This is a genomic window from Sphingomonas hankookensis (genome assembly GCF_022664465.1).
GTDB classification, from domain to species: Bacteria; Pseudomonadota; Alphaproteobacteria; order Sphingomonadales; family Sphingomonadaceae; genus Sphingomonas; species Sphingomonas hankookensis.
Map to the genome: position 1 here is coordinate 1,128,992 of NZ_JAKREV010000001.1, position 17,208 is coordinate 1,146,199.

At 67.8% G+C, this 17,208-nt stretch carries 21 protein-coding genes and 2 tRNA genes; 7 read left to right on the plus strand and 16 right to left on the minus strand.

Annotation, left to right across the window (positions count from 1 at the left end; translation table 11 throughout):
- Window positions 1-14: 14 nt before the first annotated feature.
- Window positions 15-716, plus strand: a complete 702-nt coding sequence (locus MF610_RS05235) for a fasciclin domain-containing protein (protein WP_242193432.1) — start codon at window positions 15-17, stop codon at window positions 714-716.
- 469 nt (window positions 717-1,185) lie between these two features.
- Here the strand turns inward: MF610_RS05235 and MF610_RS05240 are convergent, their stop codons facing one another.
- The 3 genes from MF610_RS05240 to pgsA are packed head-to-tail and all read right to left on the minus strand — an operon-like array spanning window position 1,186 to window position 2,452.
- The gene (locus MF610_RS05240) at window positions 1,186-1,632 is read right to left on the minus strand and encodes a molybdenum cofactor biosynthesis protein MoaE (protein WP_242193433.1); all 447 of its coding nucleotides are present in this window, start codon (window positions 1,630-1,632) and stop codon (window positions 1,186-1,188) included.
- A complete protein-coding gene (gene moaD, locus MF610_RS05245; protein ID WP_242193436.1) occupies window positions 1,629-1,886 on the minus strand; it encodes a molybdopterin converting factor subunit 1 in 258 nt (85 codons plus the stop codon). Before moaD ends, MF610_RS05240 begins: the two co-directional genes overlap by 4 nt.
- Entirely contained in the window at window positions 1,886-2,452 is a 567-nt protein-coding gene (pgsA, locus tag MF610_RS05250; RefSeq protein WP_242193437.1) for a CDP-diacylglycerol--glycerol-3-phosphate 3-phosphatidyltransferase, read from the minus strand. Before pgsA ends, moaD begins: the two co-directional genes overlap by 1 nt.
- Before the next feature lie 126 nt (window positions 2,453-2,578).
- Here pgsA and MF610_RS05255 point away from each other — a divergent pair, with 126 nt between their 5' ends.
- Window positions 2,579-3,880, plus strand: a complete 1,302-nt coding sequence (locus MF610_RS05255) for an MFS transporter (protein ID WP_242193438.1) — start codon at window positions 2,579-2,581, stop codon at window positions 3,878-3,880.
- 54 nt (window positions 3,881-3,934) lie between these two features.
- Here MF610_RS05255 and MF610_RS05260 read toward each other — a convergent pair whose 3' ends face one another.
- The 4 genes from MF610_RS05260 to MF610_RS05275 all read right to left on the minus strand — a co-directional run bounded on the left by MF610_RS05260 (window position 3,935) and on the right by MF610_RS05275 (window position 5,573).
- Window positions 3,935-4,093, minus strand: coding sequence for a hypothetical protein (locus tag MF610_RS05260; protein WP_242193444.1), 159 nt, complete (start codon window positions 4,091-4,093; stop codon window positions 3,935-3,937).
- A 75-nt stretch (window positions 4,094-4,168) separates the two neighbouring features.
- Complete coding sequence (locus tag MF610_RS05265; RefSeq protein WP_242193445.1) at window positions 4,169-4,909, minus strand: Crp/Fnr family transcriptional regulator; 741 nt, start codon at window positions 4,907-4,909, stop codon at window positions 4,169-4,171.
- Window positions 4,910-5,056: 147 nt separating this feature from the next.
- Window positions 5,057-5,132: transfer RNA gene (locus tag MF610_RS05270), tRNA-Ala, on the minus strand.
- 123 nt (window positions 5,133-5,255) lie between these two features.
- Window positions 5,256-5,573 carry an FYDLN acid domain-containing protein gene (locus MF610_RS05275; protein ID WP_242193446.1) on the minus strand — a complete coding sequence of 106 codons (318 nt, stop codon included), beginning with the start codon at window positions 5,571-5,573 and terminating at the stop codon, window positions 5,256-5,258.
- Between the two features lie 99 nt (window positions 5,574-5,672).
- On the opposite strand from MF610_RS05275, the gene aroA reads away from it, so the two are divergent.
- The 5 genes from aroA (at window position 5,673) to MF610_RS05300 (ending at window position 10,032) form a co-directional block, all read left to right on the plus strand.
- Window positions 5,673-7,004: a 3-phosphoshikimate 1-carboxyvinyltransferase gene (aroA, locus tag MF610_RS05280; protein ID WP_242193449.1), complete on the plus strand. Its 1,332-nt coding sequence runs from the start codon at window positions 5,673-5,675 to the stop codon at window positions 7,002-7,004.
- Window positions 7,001-7,624, plus strand: a complete 624-nt coding sequence (gene cmk, locus MF610_RS05285) for a (d)CMP kinase (RefSeq protein WP_242193455.1) — start codon at window positions 7,001-7,003, stop codon at window positions 7,622-7,624. Before aroA ends, cmk begins: the two co-directional genes overlap by 4 nt.
- Before the next feature lie 374 nt (window positions 7,625-7,998).
- Window positions 7,999-8,853, plus strand: coding sequence for a carboxylating nicotinate-nucleotide diphosphorylase (nadC, locus tag MF610_RS05290; protein WP_242193463.1), 855 nt, complete (start codon window positions 7,999-8,001; stop codon window positions 8,851-8,853).
- A gap of 31 nt (window positions 8,854-8,884) precedes the next feature.
- The gene (locus MF610_RS05295; RefSeq protein WP_242193465.1) at window positions 8,885-9,316 is read left to right on the plus strand and encodes a hypothetical protein; all 432 of its coding nucleotides are present in this window, start codon (window positions 8,885-8,887) and stop codon (window positions 9,314-9,316) included.
- Window positions 9,313-10,032, plus strand: a complete 720-nt coding sequence (locus MF610_RS05300) for a ribonuclease T2 family protein (protein WP_242193467.1) — start codon at window positions 9,313-9,315, stop codon at window positions 10,030-10,032. The genes MF610_RS05295 and MF610_RS05300 overlap by 4 nt, the downstream gene beginning before the upstream one ends.
- Here the strand turns inward: MF610_RS05300 and MF610_RS05305 are convergent, their stop codons facing one another.
- The 9 genes from MF610_RS05305 to MF610_RS05345 form a co-directional block, all read right to left on the minus strand.
- Entirely contained in the window at window positions 10,033-10,458 is a 426-nt protein-coding gene (locus MF610_RS05305) for a DUF4112 domain-containing protein (protein ID WP_242193468.1), read from the minus strand. It lies immediately after the preceding gene.
- A gap of 5 nt (window positions 10,459-10,463) precedes the next feature.
- A complete protein-coding gene (locus tag MF610_RS05310) occupies window positions 10,464-11,855 on the minus strand; it encodes an ABC transporter substrate-binding protein (protein WP_242193469.1) in 1,392 nt (463 codons plus the stop codon).
- Between the two features lie 40 nt (window positions 11,856-11,895).
- Window positions 11,896-11,981: transfer RNA gene (locus MF610_RS05315), tRNA-Leu, on the minus strand.
- Between the two features lie 53 nt (window positions 11,982-12,034).
- Entirely contained in the window at window positions 12,035-12,910 is an 876-nt protein-coding gene (gene mmsB, locus MF610_RS05320; protein WP_242193472.1) for a 3-hydroxyisobutyrate dehydrogenase, read from the minus strand.
- A gap of 11 nt (window positions 12,911-12,921) precedes the next feature.
- Window positions 12,922-13,698: an enoyl-CoA hydratase gene (locus MF610_RS05325; protein ID WP_242193474.1), complete on the minus strand. Its 777-nt coding sequence runs from the start codon at window positions 13,696-13,698 to the stop codon at window positions 12,922-12,924.
- Window positions 13,699-13,710: 12 nt separating this feature from the next.
- Window positions 13,711-14,751 carry an enoyl-CoA hydratase/isomerase family protein gene (locus MF610_RS05330; protein ID WP_242193476.1) on the minus strand — a complete coding sequence of 347 codons (1,041 nt, stop codon included), beginning with the start codon at window positions 14,749-14,751 and terminating at the stop codon, window positions 13,711-13,713.
- Window positions 14,748-15,887, minus strand: a complete 1,140-nt coding sequence (locus MF610_RS05335) for an acyl-CoA dehydrogenase family protein (RefSeq protein ID WP_242193481.1) — start codon at window positions 15,885-15,887, stop codon at window positions 14,748-14,750. Before MF610_RS05335 ends, MF610_RS05330 begins: the two co-directional genes overlap by 4 nt.
- Window positions 15,884-16,276: a RidA family protein gene (locus tag MF610_RS05340; RefSeq protein WP_242193482.1), complete on the minus strand. Its 393-nt coding sequence runs from the start codon at window positions 16,274-16,276 to the stop codon at window positions 15,884-15,886. Before MF610_RS05340 ends, MF610_RS05335 begins: the two co-directional genes overlap by 4 nt.
- Window positions 16,276-17,205 carry a polysaccharide deacetylase family protein gene (locus MF610_RS05345; protein WP_242193485.1) on the minus strand — a complete coding sequence of 310 codons (930 nt, stop codon included), beginning with the start codon at window positions 17,203-17,205 and terminating at the stop codon, window positions 16,276-16,278. The genes MF610_RS05340 and MF610_RS05345 overlap by 1 nt, the downstream gene beginning before the upstream one ends.
- Window positions 17,206-17,208: the final 3 nt, after the last annotated feature.

Sequence of the window (17,208 nt, forward strand, 5' to 3'; positions counted from 1 at the left end):
CCGGGAGAATACCGATGATTCGCGCCACCATTTCCGCCGCCGCGCTGACCCTGTCGCTGGCAGCCGCCGCCAACGCGCAGACCACGACCCAGCCCGCCCCGGCCCAGCCGGTGCCCGCGGCCCCAACCGCCTCGACCGGCGCGCAGACCGGCACCACCGCGACCGTGACCACCCCGGCCGGCACGGTGCAGACCGGTGCCAATGCCAACGTCAACGCCGCTGCCAAGGCGCCGGTGACGGTCGGCGGCGCGCCGATGCTGCCGACCGCGACGATCGTTGCCAACGCGTCGAAGGCGAGCAACCTGACCACGCTGGTCAAGGCGGTACAGGCCGCCGACCTGACCGCGACGTTGTCGGGCCCGGGCCCCTTCACCGTGTTCGCCCCGACCAACGAAGCGTTCCAGCGCCTCGCCCCCGGCACGCTCGACCAGCTGATGAAGCCGGAGCAGAAGGCGTCGCTGACCAAGCTGCTGACCTATCACGTCGTGGCCGGCAAGCTCGACGCCGAAGCGCTCAAGAAGCAGGTCGAAGCTGGCGGCGGCACCGCCACGCTGACCACCGTCGAGGGCCAGCCGCTGAAGGCGACGCTGGAGAACGGCGCGCTGGTGCTGACCGATGTCGGCGGTGGCAAGAGCTATGTCACGCAGTATGACGTCGAACAGTCGAACGGCATCGTCCATGTCGTGAACGGCGTGCTGGCTCCGAAGCTGGGCTGATCCGGGTTTTGGGTTAGGCGACAGCCGGGCGGGAGCGATCCCGCCCGGTTTTTGTTTGCCCTATCCCGAGCCACTCCGTTTGGTTCGAGCAGCTTCGAGCTTGTCGAGAAGCGTCCGTCGAGAACGGCCCGCCACAAACGAAACCAACCCGTCACCCCGGACTTGATCCGGGGTCCCGCTTCTTCTTCTGCCTGCGGTCGAAAGCGGGACCCCGGGTCAGGCCCGGGGTGACGGAGGGAGGTGTGTCGTCGTGGCAGACTGGGGCGAATTGCCCAGCGGAACCCCGTTCTCGATACGCGCTCTCGACTTCGCTCGATCGCTACTCGAACCAAACGGTGTGGTTGAGGGCTGGGCGCAAGATTGGGTGTGGGTGTGGGCAAGAACTGTAGGACGGCTTGGAAAAACCCCGTTCGTCCTGAGTAGCCATTGAGCCTGTCGAAATGGCGTATCGAAGGACCGGCCCCAAACGCTACGCCCCGTCCCCCCAACGCGCGGCCGCCGCGTCATCGCTTTCCCGCGCTTCGACCCAGCGCGCATCGCCGCCCCGCCGCTCTCGCTTCCAGAACGGCGCGCCCGTCTTCAACCTGTCGATCAGAAACGCGCACGCCTCCAGTGCCGCCGCGCGATGCCGCGCGGTCGTCGCGACGAACACCACGCGGTCGCCCGGCACCATCTCCCCGACGCGGTGCACCACCGTCGCCTTTGCCAGCTCCCACCGCGCTACCGCTTCGTCACACAGCGCCTCCAGCGCCCGCTCGGTCGCGCCGGGATAATGTTCGAGCGCCAGTTCGGTCACGCCATCGTCACCGCGCACCAGCCCGGTAAAGGTCGCGACCGCGCCGGCATCCTCCGCTTCGGCCAAGGCGAACTCCGCCGCCAGATCGATCGGCGCCTCCTGCACGACGACGCGGATCATCCGCCGGTCACCGGCGGGAACAGCGCCACTTCGCGCGCGCCGGCGATCGGGGTGTCGAGCGGCACGAACGCCTGATCCACCGCCGCGCGCAGCCGCTGCCGGTCGGCGAACGCGGTGGCATAGCCCCCGCCCCGCTCGGCAAGCCAGTCGACCAGATCGGCCACCGTTACAACCTCTGCGGGCGGATCGACGCGCTCGCCGCCCGTGCCGACGCCCTCGCGCACCCATGCGAAATACAGCAGTTCGATCGCCATTACGTGTCCATGTGCCTGAGGCCGAGGCGCAGATAATCCCACCCGGTGATCGCGGTCAGAAGCGCCGCGCCCCACAGGCACACCAGCCCGGTCACATGCACGAACGCATAGGCCGGCACCGCCCCCGCCAAGATCAGCGCGCCGAACGCGACCAGCTGCAACGTCGTCTTCCACTTGGCGAGCTGCGACACCGGCAACGACACCTGAATGCCGGCAAGGAACTCGCGCAGCCCCGACACCGCGATCTCGCGCAGCAGGATGACCAGCGCGGCGATCAGGTGGATGCCGGTGATGATGGCGACATCGTGGCGCGTGCCGACCAGCATCAGGATGACGGCGGCCACCATGATCTTGTCGGCGATCGGGTCGAGGAACACGCCCAGCTTCGACACCGTCCCCTGCGCGCGCGCGAGATAGCCGTCGAAATAATCGGTGATGCCCATCAGGCAGTAGAGCGCGAAGGCGATCGCATAGCCCGCCGCCCAGGTCGGCCACCACAGGAACGCGACCAGCAGCGGCACCGCCAGGATACGCGACAACGTCAGGATGTTGGGAAGCGTCAGCACATCCCGGCGCTTAGCATCCCCGGTGGTTCGGGTGAAAGCGGCAAAACGGCGATTGAAGCGCACGGACGTGCTGGCTAAACCCCGTTCGACAGCCCGCTGGGCAAGGTAGATCAGGTCGTACCCGGAATGAATAATGCGCTGGGGTTGCTGAAGCAGCGCCGTTTCCTGCCGCTGTTCGTCACCCAGTTTCTGGGCGCGTTCAACGACAATCTGTTCAAGCACGCAATGGTGCTGTTCGCGACGTATCAATTGTTCAAGGACCCGGCGAGCGAGCAGAATTTCAACGCACTGGCCACCGGCCTTGCGATCCTGCCCTTCGTATTGTTGTCGGCGTTGTCGGGGCAATTGGCCGACACGCATGACAAGGCGCGGATCATCCGCATCGTGAAGACCGCCGAGATCGGCATCATGCTCTATGGCGCGGCCGGCATGCTGGTCGCGCGCACCGGCTATGTCACCACCGGCGTGGTAATGATGCTGTCCGCGGTGGTGCTGCTCGGCGTCCATTCGACTTTTTTCGGGCCGATCAAATACGCGATCCTGCCGCAGCATCTGGAGGATCATCAGGTGCTGGGCGGCACCGGCCTGATCGAGGCCGCGACCTATCTGTCAGTGCTGACCGGGACGATCGTCGCGGGATGGATCAGCGTCGAATGGGCGGCGGGGCTGGTCGTCGCGGTCGCGATCGTCGGCTGGTTCACCGGACGACAGGTGCCCCCGGCGCCCCGCAGCGGTCCCGAACTGACGATCAACTGGAACCCGTTCACCGCGTCATGGCATCTGATCGCGGCGACGATGCACATCCGCCGCCTGTTCCTCGCGATCATCGCTATCAGCTTCTTCTGGACGATCGGATCGGTGCTGATCGTGATCTTCCCCGTGCTGGTGAAGAACGTGCTGACCGCCGATCAACAGGTCGCATCGCTGACCATCGCCATCTTCTCGATCGGCGTCGCGATCGGATCGGTCATCATCAACGCCTTGCTGAAAGGGCAGATTTCAGCGCGCTATTCGCCCGCCTCGGTCATCGCGATGGCGGCGTGCGTATTGGCCTTCGCGTTCGAGGCGAAGGCGTGGGTGCCGGCACCCGACGGTGGCCTGTACGGCGTGATCGATTTCGCCACCCATCCGCAATCGCTTCTCCTGCTCGGCACGCTGGCGCTGATCGCGATCTTCGGCGGCATGTTCGTGGTGCCGCTCTACGCATTCCTGACGACGACGGTGACCAAGGACCAGACCGCGCGGACGGTGGCGGCGAACAACGTCGTCAACTGCGCGTCGATGACCGTCGGCGCGATCAGCGTGATCCTGCTGACCAAGGCCGGGCTGGGTCCCACCGACATGCTGCTGATCGTTGCCGCGATGTGCCTCGGCTCGGCATGGCTCGCCTGGCGGCTGCACCGGGCATGTGACGAGTGTCCGGCGTAGCAGCCGGCTTTGCTCCCCCCCTTGTTATGGAGGGGAGTTCACGTTTCCCCGCCCCTACAGAATGAACGTATAGAAGCAGATGAAGAACGCCGTGAAGCTGACGACGAACAGCTTCAGGTCGCTGTCTTCGCTGGTCACGGGCACGCTGACCAGCCGCGGCAGGCTGGCGCGGAACGGATGACGATTGCGGGATTCGCTCTGCGGTTTCATCATGACCGCGTTAACGCATTCTTTACCTTTTGGTCGCGTGCGATCCCGCCGACCCCCGTCCGATAACGGGACGAGTCGCTATCCTGCCGCCACGGTGCGGTCGAGATGCAGATAGGCCGGGGTAAAGATCGCCATCTCGCACAGCCGGTCGAGGTCGAGGATGGTCAGCGTCCGTGCCTCCCACGCGATCAGCCCGTCGCGGCGCAGATCCTGCACCATCCGGTTGACGTGCACCGGGGTCAGCCCGGTCGCCTCCGCCAGATCGGCTTGGGTCAGCGGAAATTCGCAGCTCCTGTCCGCGCACCGCCCGATCAGCCGCAAGCGGAAATACACCTCGCAGAACAGCAGCGCGATCCGCTCGCGCGCGGTCCGCAGCCCCAGGCTGGCGATCCATTCGCGGTGCGTGCCCATCGCGACATGGTCGTTCCACCACAGCGCCTGCGCGATGGTACGGCTGTCATGGCTCAGCGCGCTCAATTGTTCTGGCACGACCTCCGCCACGGTCATCGTCGTGATCGTGCCGATCGCATGGTCCGTCCGCCCGACCACCTGCAGATGCGGGTCGAACAGGTCGCCCGGCAACAGCAGCGACAGCATCTGCCGCCGCCCGTCGGGCAGCTGCCGATAGCGACAGCCCCAGCCGTCGAGCACGAAATGGACGAATCGCGGCATCTCCCCCTCGGCCACGACATCGCGACGTGGCGCGACGATACGTTGCCGCTGATCGAGCAGGCCATCGATCGCCGTCCGGTCGGCTTCGGTCAGTTCGGAATATGCGAGCAGTCGAGAACGATAGCGCAGATCATGAGCCCCTGTCATAGGGGGCTCCAGCTAGCGGTTAATGCGCGGCGGCACGATATACTGGTTTAATCGGCGGAATTTGGCGCCGATTTTGGATCGCCTTCGCAACGGATTATACGGGAAACCAACAAAAAACCCCGCATCGCTGCGGGGTTCTTGGAAAAATGGTGGAGCCGAGGGGGATCGAACCCCTGACCTCTGCAATGCCATTGCAGCGCTCTCCCAGCTGAGCTACGGCCCCTCATTTTTTTACGACCGTCCGGCATCTGGAAGAACCGGTCGGCGTCCCCGTCGGGGAAGGCGCCCTCTATGCGGAGGGCGCGGTCTTGGCAAGCGGGTTTTTGGCCCGCCCGCCAAAAAAGCATCAACGCTCGGCTTCGTTGTCCTCGTCGGACGTATCGACACCCAGATCGTCGTCGCCGCCCAAATCGACATCGTCGTCGGCCGACGGTTCGTCGTCGCCCTCGATGTCCAGATCGTCGCCCAGATCGGCGTCCTTGGCGCCTTCCTTCTCGACCTTCACCTGTTCGAACGGCAGCGGCTGCTTCGACTTCAGGATCGGTTCGGGATTCCAGTGCACGCCGCAATTGATGCAGGTGACCGGTTCGTCATTGCCAAGGTCGTAGAAGCGCGTCGCGCATTTCGGGCAGGTACGCTTCGTACCCCATTCCGGCTTCACCATGTGTAGCCAAACCTCTCGGTGTTGTGGAAGAACGGGGCGGAAACCCCGGATGGGGCCGCGCCTTGCCATAGCGGGCACGCGCTGTCAAAGCCGCCGGTCATGCACGATGCCACGCCCACTCCCCTTTCTGTCTCCGCCAGCCGCCCGCTGACCGGGTCCGCGCCCGTTCCCGGCGACAAGTCGATCAGCCACCGTTCGCTCATGCTCTCGGCGCTGGCGGTCGGCACCAGCCGCGTGACCGGACTGCTGGAGGGCGAGGACGTGCTGGCCACCGCTGCCGCGATGCGGGCGATGGGCGCGACGATCGTGCGCGGGGACGACGGCGTGTGGACGATCGACGGCGTCGGCGTCGGCGGGCTGCTGCAACCGGCGGGCGCGCTCGACATGGGCAATTCGGGCACGTCGACCCGGCTGCTGATGGGACTGGTGTCGTCCCACGCGATCACCGCGACCTTCACCGGCGATGCCTCGCTCAGCAAGCGTCCGATGGGCCGCGTCATCGAACCGCTGTCGCAGATGGGCGCGGAGATCACCGCCAGCCCCGGCGGACGCCTCCCGCTGATGCTGCGCGGGATCGTGCCGGCGGTGCCGATCGACTACACGCTGCCGGTCGCCTCGGCGCAGGTGAAGTCGGCGATCCTGCTCGCCGGATTAAACACGCCGGGCATCACCCGCGTCCTCGAGCCCGTCCCCACCCGCGACCATAGCGAACGGATGCTGCAGGGCTTCGGCGCGAAGCTCACCGTCGAGGTGACCGAGGCGGGCCGCGTGATCGAACTCCACGGCGAGGCGGAATTGCAGCCGCAGACGATCACCGTGCCGGGCGATCCGTCGTCGGCCGCCTTCCCGGTCGTCGCCGCGCTGCTGGTGCCCGGCAGCCATGTCACCATCACCAATGTCGGCCTGAACCCGACCCGCGCCGCGCTGTTCGACGTGCTGCGCGCGATGGGCGGCGACATCGTATTCGAGAATGCACGCGAGGTCGGGGGAGAGCCGGTCGCCGATATCGTCGTGCGCGCGTCGACGCTGACCGGGATCGAGGTCGATCCGGCGGTCGCCCCGGCGATGATCGACGAATTTCCGGTGCTGTTCGTCGCCGCCGCACTGGCGAACGGACGCACCGTCACCCGCGGCCTGGAGGAACTACGCGTCAAGGAAAGCGACCGCATCACGACTATGGCCGAGGGGCTGCGCGCGATCGGCGCGACGGTCGAGGAGACCGAGGACGGCCTGATCATCGACGGCACCGGCGGCGATCTGCTGCCCGGCGGCGGCACGATCGCGGCGAAGCTCGATCACCGCATCGCGATGAGCTTCGTCGTCGCCGGCCTGGTCAGCAAGGCACCGGTGACGATCGACGATATGTCCCCGGTCGCGACCAGCTTCCCGACCTTCACCGCGCTGCTGCGTGGCATCGGAGCATCGCTGTGATCATCGCGGTCGACGGCCCGGCGGCATCGGGCAAGGGCACGATCGCGCGGGCGCTGGCGCGGCATTACGGCCTGCCGCATCTCGACACCGGCCTCCTGTACCGCGCCGTCGCCACCCGCGTGCTGCGCGACGGGCTCGACCCGACGATCGAGGCGGATTGCGTCGCCGCCTGCGACTTTCCCGACACGCTGCTCGAGGATGCGTGGCTGCGCACCGACGAGGCCGGGCAGACCGCGTCGATCGTCTCGGCGCATCCGCTGGTGCGCTCGGCACTACTGCGCCGCCAGCGCAAGTTCGCGCAGCAGCCCGGCGGCGCGGTGCTCGACGGGCGCGACATCGGCACGGTGATCGCGCCCGACGCCGATGCGAAGCTGTTCGTGAAGGCGACGCCGGCCATCCGCGCCCGGCGCCGTCACACCGAACTGGCCAAGGCCGGTTCCGACGTCAGCTACGACCGGGTGCTGGCCGATATCCGCGCGCGTGACGATCGCGATTCGGGCCGCGCCACCGCCCCGCTGACCATGGCCGCCGACGCCGCGCCGCTCGACACCAGCACCCTGTCGATCGACGCCGCGGTCGAACGCGCCATCGCCATCGTCGAGGGGCAGCGGGGGAAGTAGGGCTCGGACGGTCCGCCTACCCTCCGACCGTACCCCCGCGCAGGCGGGGGTCCAGGGTAACGGAAGGACAGCGTGTGTGGCTCTGGCCCCCCCGCCTGCGCGGGGGTACGATCGGATTGACCGTCGATCATTCCGCAGCCGCCGATATGACGGCGACATCGCCCCATCTTTCCTACACGACAACCACCTGCCATCGTCACCGGGTCACCCTCTTAACGACCCACCCGGACCGCCACCGCCACACCAACCGCGCAACAAACGCCACTAGTGTGAACTTAGTGAACTTTGGCCCGCGAACCGCCCGCAAAACGGCCTGTCACCTACCCTTGCCCGGCTCTATAGCGAACGCCCCTTCCCAGCGCGGACCTTAGCCCATGATCCCCGGTTTCGACCTTGCCGCCTTCATCGCCGCCACCCTTGCCGAGGATATGGGGGACGCCGGCGACATCACCGCCGCCGCGGTCATTCCCGCCGACGCCGTGTTCGCCGGCGTGATGGACAGCCGCGATGCGATCACCGTGGCGGGCCTCGACATCGCCGCCGCCTTTTTCCGCCATCTCGATCCTAGCGCCGTCATCGAACCGCTGGTCGCCGATGGCGATGCGGTACCGGCCGGCACCGCGCTGCTACGGCTGCGCGGCAATGCCCGCGCGCTGCTGACCGCCGAACGCTCCGCGCTCAACACCGTCCAGCACCTGTCGGGCATCGCTACGCTGACCGCCACTTATGTCGCAGCGATCGCCGGGACCGGCGCGACGCTGCTCGACACGCGCAAGACGATCCCCGGCCTGCGCATCCTCGAAAAATACGCGACGCGCATGGGCGGCGCGACCAACCACCGCATGGGGTTGTGGGACGCGGCGATGATCAAGGACAACCACGTCGCCGTCGCCGGATCGGTCGGCGAAGCCACCGCCCGCGCCAAGGCGGCGGGCATTGAACGGATCATCGTCGAGGTCGATTCGCTGGACCAGATCGAACCGGCGCTGGCCGCCGGTGCCACCCACCTGCTACTCGACAACATGAGCCCGCCGACACTGCGCGAAGCGGTCGCGACGATCGCCGGGCGCGTGCCGGCGGAGGCGTCGGGCGGGGTCCGGCTCGACACGATCCGCGCCATCGCCGACACCGGCGTCGATTATGTCAGCGTCGGGCGCCTGACCCAATCGGCGCCGGCTGCCGATATCGGGCTGGATTTCACGCTCGACGACGCCCGTCCGGCGGCATAACCACCGACAGCGCAACTTGGGGGGAAACGCGATGCGTCCGTCTTCGATCGTCCGGTTCGACCGGCTCTATCTCGCCTCGATCGCCGTCGGGCTGATCGGCAACATTCTCGAATGGCCGGTCACCATGGCACGGCTGGCCGAAAACCCCGATACCGCGGCGCTGGGATCGAGCGCGGCGGTGGCGGCGGGCGGCATGATCGTCGTCGGCGTGGTCATCGCGCTGCTGCTGTGGTTCTTCATCGCGCAACGGGCCAGCACCGTCGCCAAATGGATCCTCGTCGTATTCACCGTCTTCGCGATCGGCAGCCTGGCGGTCGGCTTCTCCACCGGCGCGGTGATCCTCGACACCGGCGGTATCGTCCGCATCGTCGCGGTCGCGTTGCAGGCGGCGGCAGTCTTCTTCCTGTTCCGTCCCGACGCCGCCGCGTGGTTCGCCCCCGCCGCGCTGGAGGACGAAGCGTGAAGCGGATCGTCCTCACCCTCGCCACGCTGTTGGCGCCGGTCGCGGTGCATGCGCAGGCGCTGCAATGTGCCGCCCCGGCGCAGGTCGAGCGCCCGCGCCCCGATCTGCCCAGCGCACAGCAACCGCGCCGCGTCCTCCCGATCGGCAGCTATACGCTGGCGATCACGTGGAGCCCCGAATATTGCCGCACGCGCCGCGACGATGCGCGCAACGCCTTCCAATGCGGCGGCGGCAACCGCTTCGGCTTCACCCTCCACGGCCTGTGGCCCGACGGGACCGGCAAGGACTGGCCGCAATATTGCACCTCGACGCCGATCCTGCCCGACGCGGTGATCAAGAAGAACCTGTGCGTCACCCCCTCGGCCCAGCTGCTCCAGCACGAATATGCCAAGCACGGCACCTGCATGGGCGTATCGCCCGCCGCCTATTTCGACGAATCGCGCACCCTGTTCCAGCGGTTGCGCTTTCCCGACACGATGGCGCTGTCGCGGCGACCGAACCTGACCGCCGGACAGCTCGCCACCGCGATCGCCCGCCTGAACCCCGGCATGACGCCGCGGTCGATGCGCGTCACCACCAACGCGCGCGGCTGGCTAGACGAGGTCTGGCTGTGCCTCGACATACGGCGTCGTTACACCGCCTGCCCGGCGCATCAGGGCGGCGTGACGCCCAACACCCGCGTGAAAATCTGGCGCGGCGGACGTCAGGCAGGGTAATCAGCCCTCGACCGTCGCCGTCGCGGGATGGTGGCGGTCGAGATGCTTGCGGATGATGCGCAGGTTGCGGGTGTTCGACCGAAAGAAGAAGTCGGGCACCGCGCCGACGATCGGGATCAGCCCCAGCGCCCAATCGGTGCCGACATTACCCGCCATCCGCGCCATCTGCCACCGCGACATACCTAGGTTGCGCGCTTCCCACAGCATGTAGCTGCCCATCGCCGCGCCGATGAAGCTACCGACCACGGGGATGAAGTTCAGCAGAAAGTCGAGGCCCACCGGATGCTTCGTGCCCGGAATGGTCAGCGACCGCTCCATCAGCCGCTCGATCGCCACCACGCGGCGGCGCACGGCGGCGGGATCACGGTCGAGATGTCCGGCGATCTGCTCGAACAATTCGGGGGAGATGCGGGTCGGCTTTGCCATGCACCCTATCTGGTGTCGGCGCGCAGATGGTTCAACGGATGCACCGCACGCGCATTGGTCTGGAACGCGCGCAGCCGCGGCGCCACCAGCGACCAGCGCCATGGCCGCGCTACGGACACGAACGCGACGTCCGCCGCCAGCGCCGCATCCGCCGTCGCCAGCCGCTGTGCCCGTTCGGGCAGATTGTCGGCGTCCCGCGCGGCGGCGATCAGGGTCATCGCCTCCATCGAACAACTGCGGCACGCACTCGCCAGATACCAGCGCGCGCTGTCATAGGGCGCAACCCGGTCGATTAGGCGGAGGTCGGCGCGTGCATCGGCCGGCACCCGCTGGCCCGCAATCCCGATCCGTGCCAGCGCCGCCGCGACCCGCCCCCAGAGCAAGGTCGCCCCCGGCCCGTCGGGCAATGCCACGCGCAGCCGCATCGGCCGACCATATGCCGCGACCTGTGCCCGTGCGGTCGCCCAGCGCTGGTCCTCGGTCAGGTTGCGCCACGGCGGCAGCGCCGGGTCGGCCAGCGAATCGAGCCGTTCGGGCAGCACCGTGTCCGCCGCGCCCCAGCCCGGGTCGATCCCGCCGGGCAGGTTCGCGCTCTGCAGCACCATGCCCACCGCCGCCCGCCCGAACGGCGTCGCCAGAAAGCCGTCGCGCGTGACGAAGGCAAAGCCGAACAGCCCGCGCGCCGGATCGACGCGGATATCCGCCGGCCGCAGATTGGCGGCGGCGACCAGCGGCCAGTCGGCGAAATCGCCGTTCAACACCAGGTCGCTGCGCTTCTCGGCAAAGCGCACCACCGCCAGCGCGGCGCGACTGCCGCGCAGCCGGACCTCGTCGGCGGCCACCGGCGGCGGCGCTTCGGGATCGACCGGCGCGCGCAGCCGGATGCCGCGCCCCTGCAACCGTCGCAGCGGCCCGGTCCCCTGCGGCCCGCGGATCACCGCCAGCTCGGGCTGGGCCAGCAGGGTCAGCAATTCGGTGTTGGGCCGCTTCAGCCGCACCTCGATCACCTGCGGCGTCATCGCCACGATCTCGTCGATCGAGCGCAGGAACGGCGTCAGCCGATGCCCCGCCTCGACCCGGACCGCGCGGCGCAGCGCCGCCACCACCTGTTCGGCGGTGACCGGCCGCCCGTCGCTCCACGTCGCATCGCCCAGCCGAAAGATATAGCTGCGCCCATCATCGACCATGTTCCAGCGTTCGGCGAGCCCCGGTTCGACCTGCCCCGCCGCATCGAACCGCACCAGCCCCTGCGCCAGCGCGCTGCGCAACAACACCCGCTCGACATCGCCCCGCGCGCCCTGCTCGACCGCATCGACGACCACCGGCCGCTCATCCGCCCCCCGATCACACGCGCCGAGCGCCAGCAGCAAGGGAGCAAGGATCAGGAGACGCGCCATGCCTTCCCTTGCCACGAAAGCCGGGGGTCGGGCCAGTGGCTGGTACGGACGGCGGGACTTGAACCCGCACTCCCGATGGGAAGCGGATTTTAAGTCCGCTGCGTCTACCGATTTCGCCACGTCCGCGTGGAGCACGCCGCGTTCCAAGCGGATCGGGCGGGGTCCGTCAAGCGCCTGCGTCAGCGCAGCGTCTGGATGATGCCGGAGAAATCGATGGCGGCATTGCCGTCCTCGACGAACCGCGCATAGAGGTCAGCGGCGCGCGCGCCCATCGGCGTGTCGGCACCGGCCCCCGCTGCGGCCTGCATTGCGAGGCGCAGGTCCTTCAGCATCAACGCGGCGGCGAACCCGCCCTGGAAGCCACGATCGGCCGGGGTTTCGGGACCGACGCCCGCAACCGGGCAATAGCTGGTCATCGACCAGCACTGGCCCGAACTGACCGACGAAATGTCGTAAAAGGTCTGCGCATCCAGCCCCAGCTTCTCCGCCAGCGCGAACGCTTCGCACGTCGCGATCATCGATGCGCCGAGCAGCATGTTGTTGCACATCTTGGCCGCCTGCCCCGCGCCGCTGGCCCCGGCATGGATCACCGCCTTGCCCATGTCGGACAGGAACGGCGCGGCCTTGGCGAACGCGATGTCGCTGCCGCCGACCATGAAGGTCAGCGCGCCGGCATTGGCCGCGGCGATCCCGCCCGATACCGGCGCATCGACCGCGTGCAACCCCTTCGCCCGCGCCGCTTCGGCGACGCGGCGGGCGGTATCGACGTCGATCGTCGAACAATCGATCAGCACCGCGCCGGTATCGACCGCGTCGAACAGCGCGTCGGAATAGATCTGCGCGACATGGGTGCCGGCGGGCAGCATCGTCACCACCGCCTGCGCGCCCGCCGCCACCTCGCCCGCATCGGCTACGGCCAAGCACCCCGCCGCCTTCGCCCGGGCCAACGCCTCGGCCGACAGGTCGAATGCGCGGACGTCATGTCCCGCCTTCGCCAGATTGGCCGCCATGCCGCCGCCCATATTGCCGAGGCCGATGAAACCGATCCGTGCCATGCGAAACTCTCCTACCGCCCGGTCCAGTTGCCAGGGCGCTTTTCGACGAAGGCAGTCATGCCTTCCTTCTGGTCCGCCGTGCCGAACAGCCCGTGGAACAAGCGGCGTTCGAACTGCACGCCTTGCGACAGGGTCGTGTCGAACGCGGCGTTGACCATTTCCTTGTTCGCCCGGACGGCCAGCGGCGCCATCGCGGCAATGGTCGCGGCGGTCTTCACTGCGTCCTCGACCAGATCGTCGGCCGGCACGATCCGCGCGACCAGACCGCAGCGCTCCGCTTCTTCCGCGCCGATCATCCGGCCGGTCAGGCACATTTCCATCGCCTTCGCCTTACCGACCGCACGGGCGAGGCGCTGCGACCCGCCCATGCCCGGCGTCACGGCGAGCTTGATCTCGGGCTGGCCGAATTTAGCGGTGTCGGCGGCAAGGATGAAGTCGCACATCATCGCCAGTTCGCACCCGCCGCCCAGCGCAAAGCCGGCCACCGCCGCGATGATCGGCTTACGCGTGCGGGTGAACGCGTCCCAGCCGCTGAAATGGTCGTCGCCGTACATGGCGGCGAAGTCCATTTCCTGCATTTCCTTGATATCGGCGCCAGCGGCGAACGCCTTGGCCGATCCGGTGATGACCGCGCATCCCTGCGACGGATCGGCGTCGAACGCGCGCATCGCGTCGAGCAGTTCGGACAGGATTTGGGCGTTGAGCGCGTTCAGCGCCTGCGGCCGGTTCAGCGTGACCAGCGTCACCGCATCGCGGCGCTCGACGAGGATGGTTTGATACTCGGACATGCTGTTCCCCAATCAATGCGGCTGCCATTCTTCGCCCGCATCCAGCGGCGCGAAGATACGGTCGATCATGTGGTCGCTCACCCCCTCGGGCGTCGCCGGGTCCCATTTGGGCGCGTGATCCTTGTCGACGATCACCGCGCGCACGCCCTCGACGATATCGGGACGCTGGACGATGCGGGTGACGACGGCATATTCCTGTCGCATCTCGTCCTCGAAGGTCGGCATGGTCGCGCCGTCGAGCAGCAGCTTCAGCGACACCTTGCACGACAGCGGCGAGCGCTGACGCAGCGTCGCCAGCTGCGTGCTCGCCCACTCCGAGCCGTCGGCCTCCAGCGCGGACAGGATTTCCTCGAAATCGTCGCTGGCGAACAACCGGTCGATCGCCTCGCGCTGTGTCAGGATCGCCGCGTCGCCGGGCGCGGTCGCATGCTCCGACAGGATCGTCTCGATCGCCGATGGATCGGCGGCGATCGCGTGCTTGATCTCGTCCAGCGCCTGCGCCTTCACCAGATGCGTCGCGAGGCCGAGGGCCAGCATCTCCGTCCCGTCGAGCCGCGCACCGGTGAGCGCCAGATACTGGCCGATGCGACCGGGCAGGCGCGACAGATACCAGCCACCGCCAACATCGGGGAACAGGCCGATCGCGGTCTCGGGCATGGCGAAGCGGCTGTTCTCAGTCGCGATGCGGACCTTGCACGGCTGCGAAATGCCGACGCCGCCGCCCATCGTCACGCCGTCCATGACGGCGATGGTCGGCTTGGCATAGGTGAACAGGCGGTGGTTGAGCCGGTATTCGGTCGCAAAGAACGCGCGGGCGTCGGCCCCGTCGGTGGCGCTGCTGTCGGCGATCATGCGGATATCGCCACCTGCGCAGAAACCGCGGCCCTCGGCATGGTCGATCAACACCGCCTGTACCGCCGGATCGTCGCGCCAGTCCTCCAGCGCCGTCAACATGGCATCGCACATCGCGTGGTTCAGGGCGTGAAGCGCCTTGGGCCGGTTAAGGCGGATGCGGCCGATATGGTGGTGAACCGACGTCAGCACGTCACTCATTTCAGCAGGTCCCGCCCGACGATCATCCGCATCACCTGGTTCGTGCCCTCGAGGATCGAATGGACGCGCAGGTCGCGCCAGAAGCGTTCGATCGGATAGTCCATGAGATAGCCATAGCCTCCATGGAGCTGCAGCGCCTGATCGACCACCTTCGATCCCGTATCGGTGGCGAAGCGTTTCGCCATCGCGGCAAAGCGCGTCTTGTCGGGGGCGCCCGCCGTCACCTTCGCGGCGGCGGTGTAGAGCAGCGCCCGCGCCGCCTCCAGCTCGGTCGCCATGTCGGCCAGCGTGAACTGCGTGTTCTGGAAATCGGCGATGGGCTTGCCGAACTGCTGCCGCGCCTTGGTATAGGCGATCGCTTCGTCGAGGCAGCGCTGCGCCCCGCCGAGCGAACAGGCGCCGATGTTGAGCCGCCCGCCGTCGAGCCCCTGCATCGCGATCGAGAAGCCCTGGCCCTCCGCACCGACCAGATTGGCGGCCGGTACGCGGACCTGATCGAGAATGACCGCCCGCGTGGGCTGTGAATGCCAGCCGAGCTTGCGCTCGTTCGCGCCGAACGACACACCGGGCATGTCCTTCTCGACAACCAAGCAGGAGATACCCTTCGGCCCCTCGCCACCAGTGCGGACCATCACCAGATAGACGTCGTTGTCGCCCGCACCCGAGATGAACTGCTTGGTGCCGGTCACGATATAATCGTCGCCGTCCTTGACCGCCTTGGTCTTGAGCGCCGCGGCGTCCGATCCCGACGACGGTTCGGTCAGGCAATAGCTGGCCAGCTTGTCCATCGTGACGAGGTCGGGGAGGAAGCGCGCCTTCAACTCCGCCGACCCGAATGCATCGAGCATCCACGCCGCCATGTTGTGGATCGAGATGAACGCGCTAGTCGACGGACAGCCATAGGCCATCGCCTCCATGATCAGCGCCGATTCCATCCGCCCGAGCCCGATCCCGCCCGCCTCCTCCGACACGTAGATCGCGGCGAAGCCCAACTCGGCCGCCTGCTTGATCGTGTCGCGCGGGAAGATGTGCTGCTCGTCCCACTCGGCGGCATGGGGCGTGATCGCGTCGGCAGTGAACCGGCGGGCCAGTTCCTGGATCTCACGCTGGTCGTCGGTCAGGTCGAAGGGGTTCACGCTTCACTCTCCACTATCGCTTCGGCCTCGATCTCCACCCGCCATTCGGGGCGGAGAAGCGCTGCCACCACCAGCATCGTCGCGGCGGGCCGCACGTTGCCGAAAATCTTTCCATGGACCCGGCCTACCGCATCGGCATCGGCCGGGTCGGTCAGGTACATGCGGGTGCGGACGACATCGTCGATCCGCCCGCCCAATTGCTCGATCGCCTGCGCGATGATCGCGAAGCTGCGCTCGGCCTGCGCCGCCGCGTCGCCCGGCGTGCTGCTGCCGTCCGGCTCGACCGGCGCGGTCCCCGACACGAGGATGCGGTCGCCCACTCGCACAGCGCGCGCAAAGCCGATCGCGGCTTCGTAGGGCGAGGCGGAGGCGGTGTGCCTACGCGCCATCATTGCCCCTCGTGCAACACGCGGCGCCGGTACAGCGGCGTCGCGATCGACAGCGTGTTGCGATCGTACCAGCGCGGCGCCGGCAGCCCCTTCTCCCACGCGATCGCCTCCAGCAGCGTGCCCTGCGCCGACGGCACGTCGGGGTGCAGCTTCGCGATCGGATCGCGATAGGCGATATCGGCGCCGACGATCTCCCACCCCTTTCGGCGCAATCCCGCGACGAGATCGGCGATCCAATAGGCGGCGAGGTCGGTTTCGTGGAGCAGCATCACCTGCACCGGTTGCCGCCCCAGCGCCTTGCGCGCGAGGCCATCGGCGAACTCGGCGGACTCGACATGCGTCTCGACATAGAGGTCGCGCAGCGCATCCATATCGACCCGCTTGCCCGCCTTGCGCGCGTCGGCGGTAAGGCTCTTGATATTCCAGTCCGATCCGTCGACGGTCACATAGCCGTTGGACAGGCCCCGGGTCGCCAGCCCGGCGCGCACGGCATCGCGCTTGCCCTTGTCGCTGCCGCCCTCGTCCAGATACGGAAAGCGGAACCACGGCGGCAGCCCCTGTCGCCCTTTCAGCCACGCCCCCGCCCGGTCGATATCGGCCAGATAGGCGGCGGCGGTCATCGATTTGAGCGCGGGATGGCTGAAGCTGTGGTTGGCGATGACATGCCCCGCCGCGACATAGGCCGCGATCCGTCGTTCGCCGCCCGCGCCATCGGGATCGGACAGGTTGCCCGGCACGACGAAGAACGCCGCCTGGGGCACCTTTGCCTTGCGCAGCCCCGCGATGATCCGTGCGGTGCGTTCGTCGGGCGTCAGGAACGGCCCCCGCGCCCGCGGCACATCGTCGAAGGTCAACGCGATGCGCTTCTGTGCCATCGCCGGCAGCGCGGCAACGCACGCCGCGACGATCGCCACCAACCACCGCTTCATCGC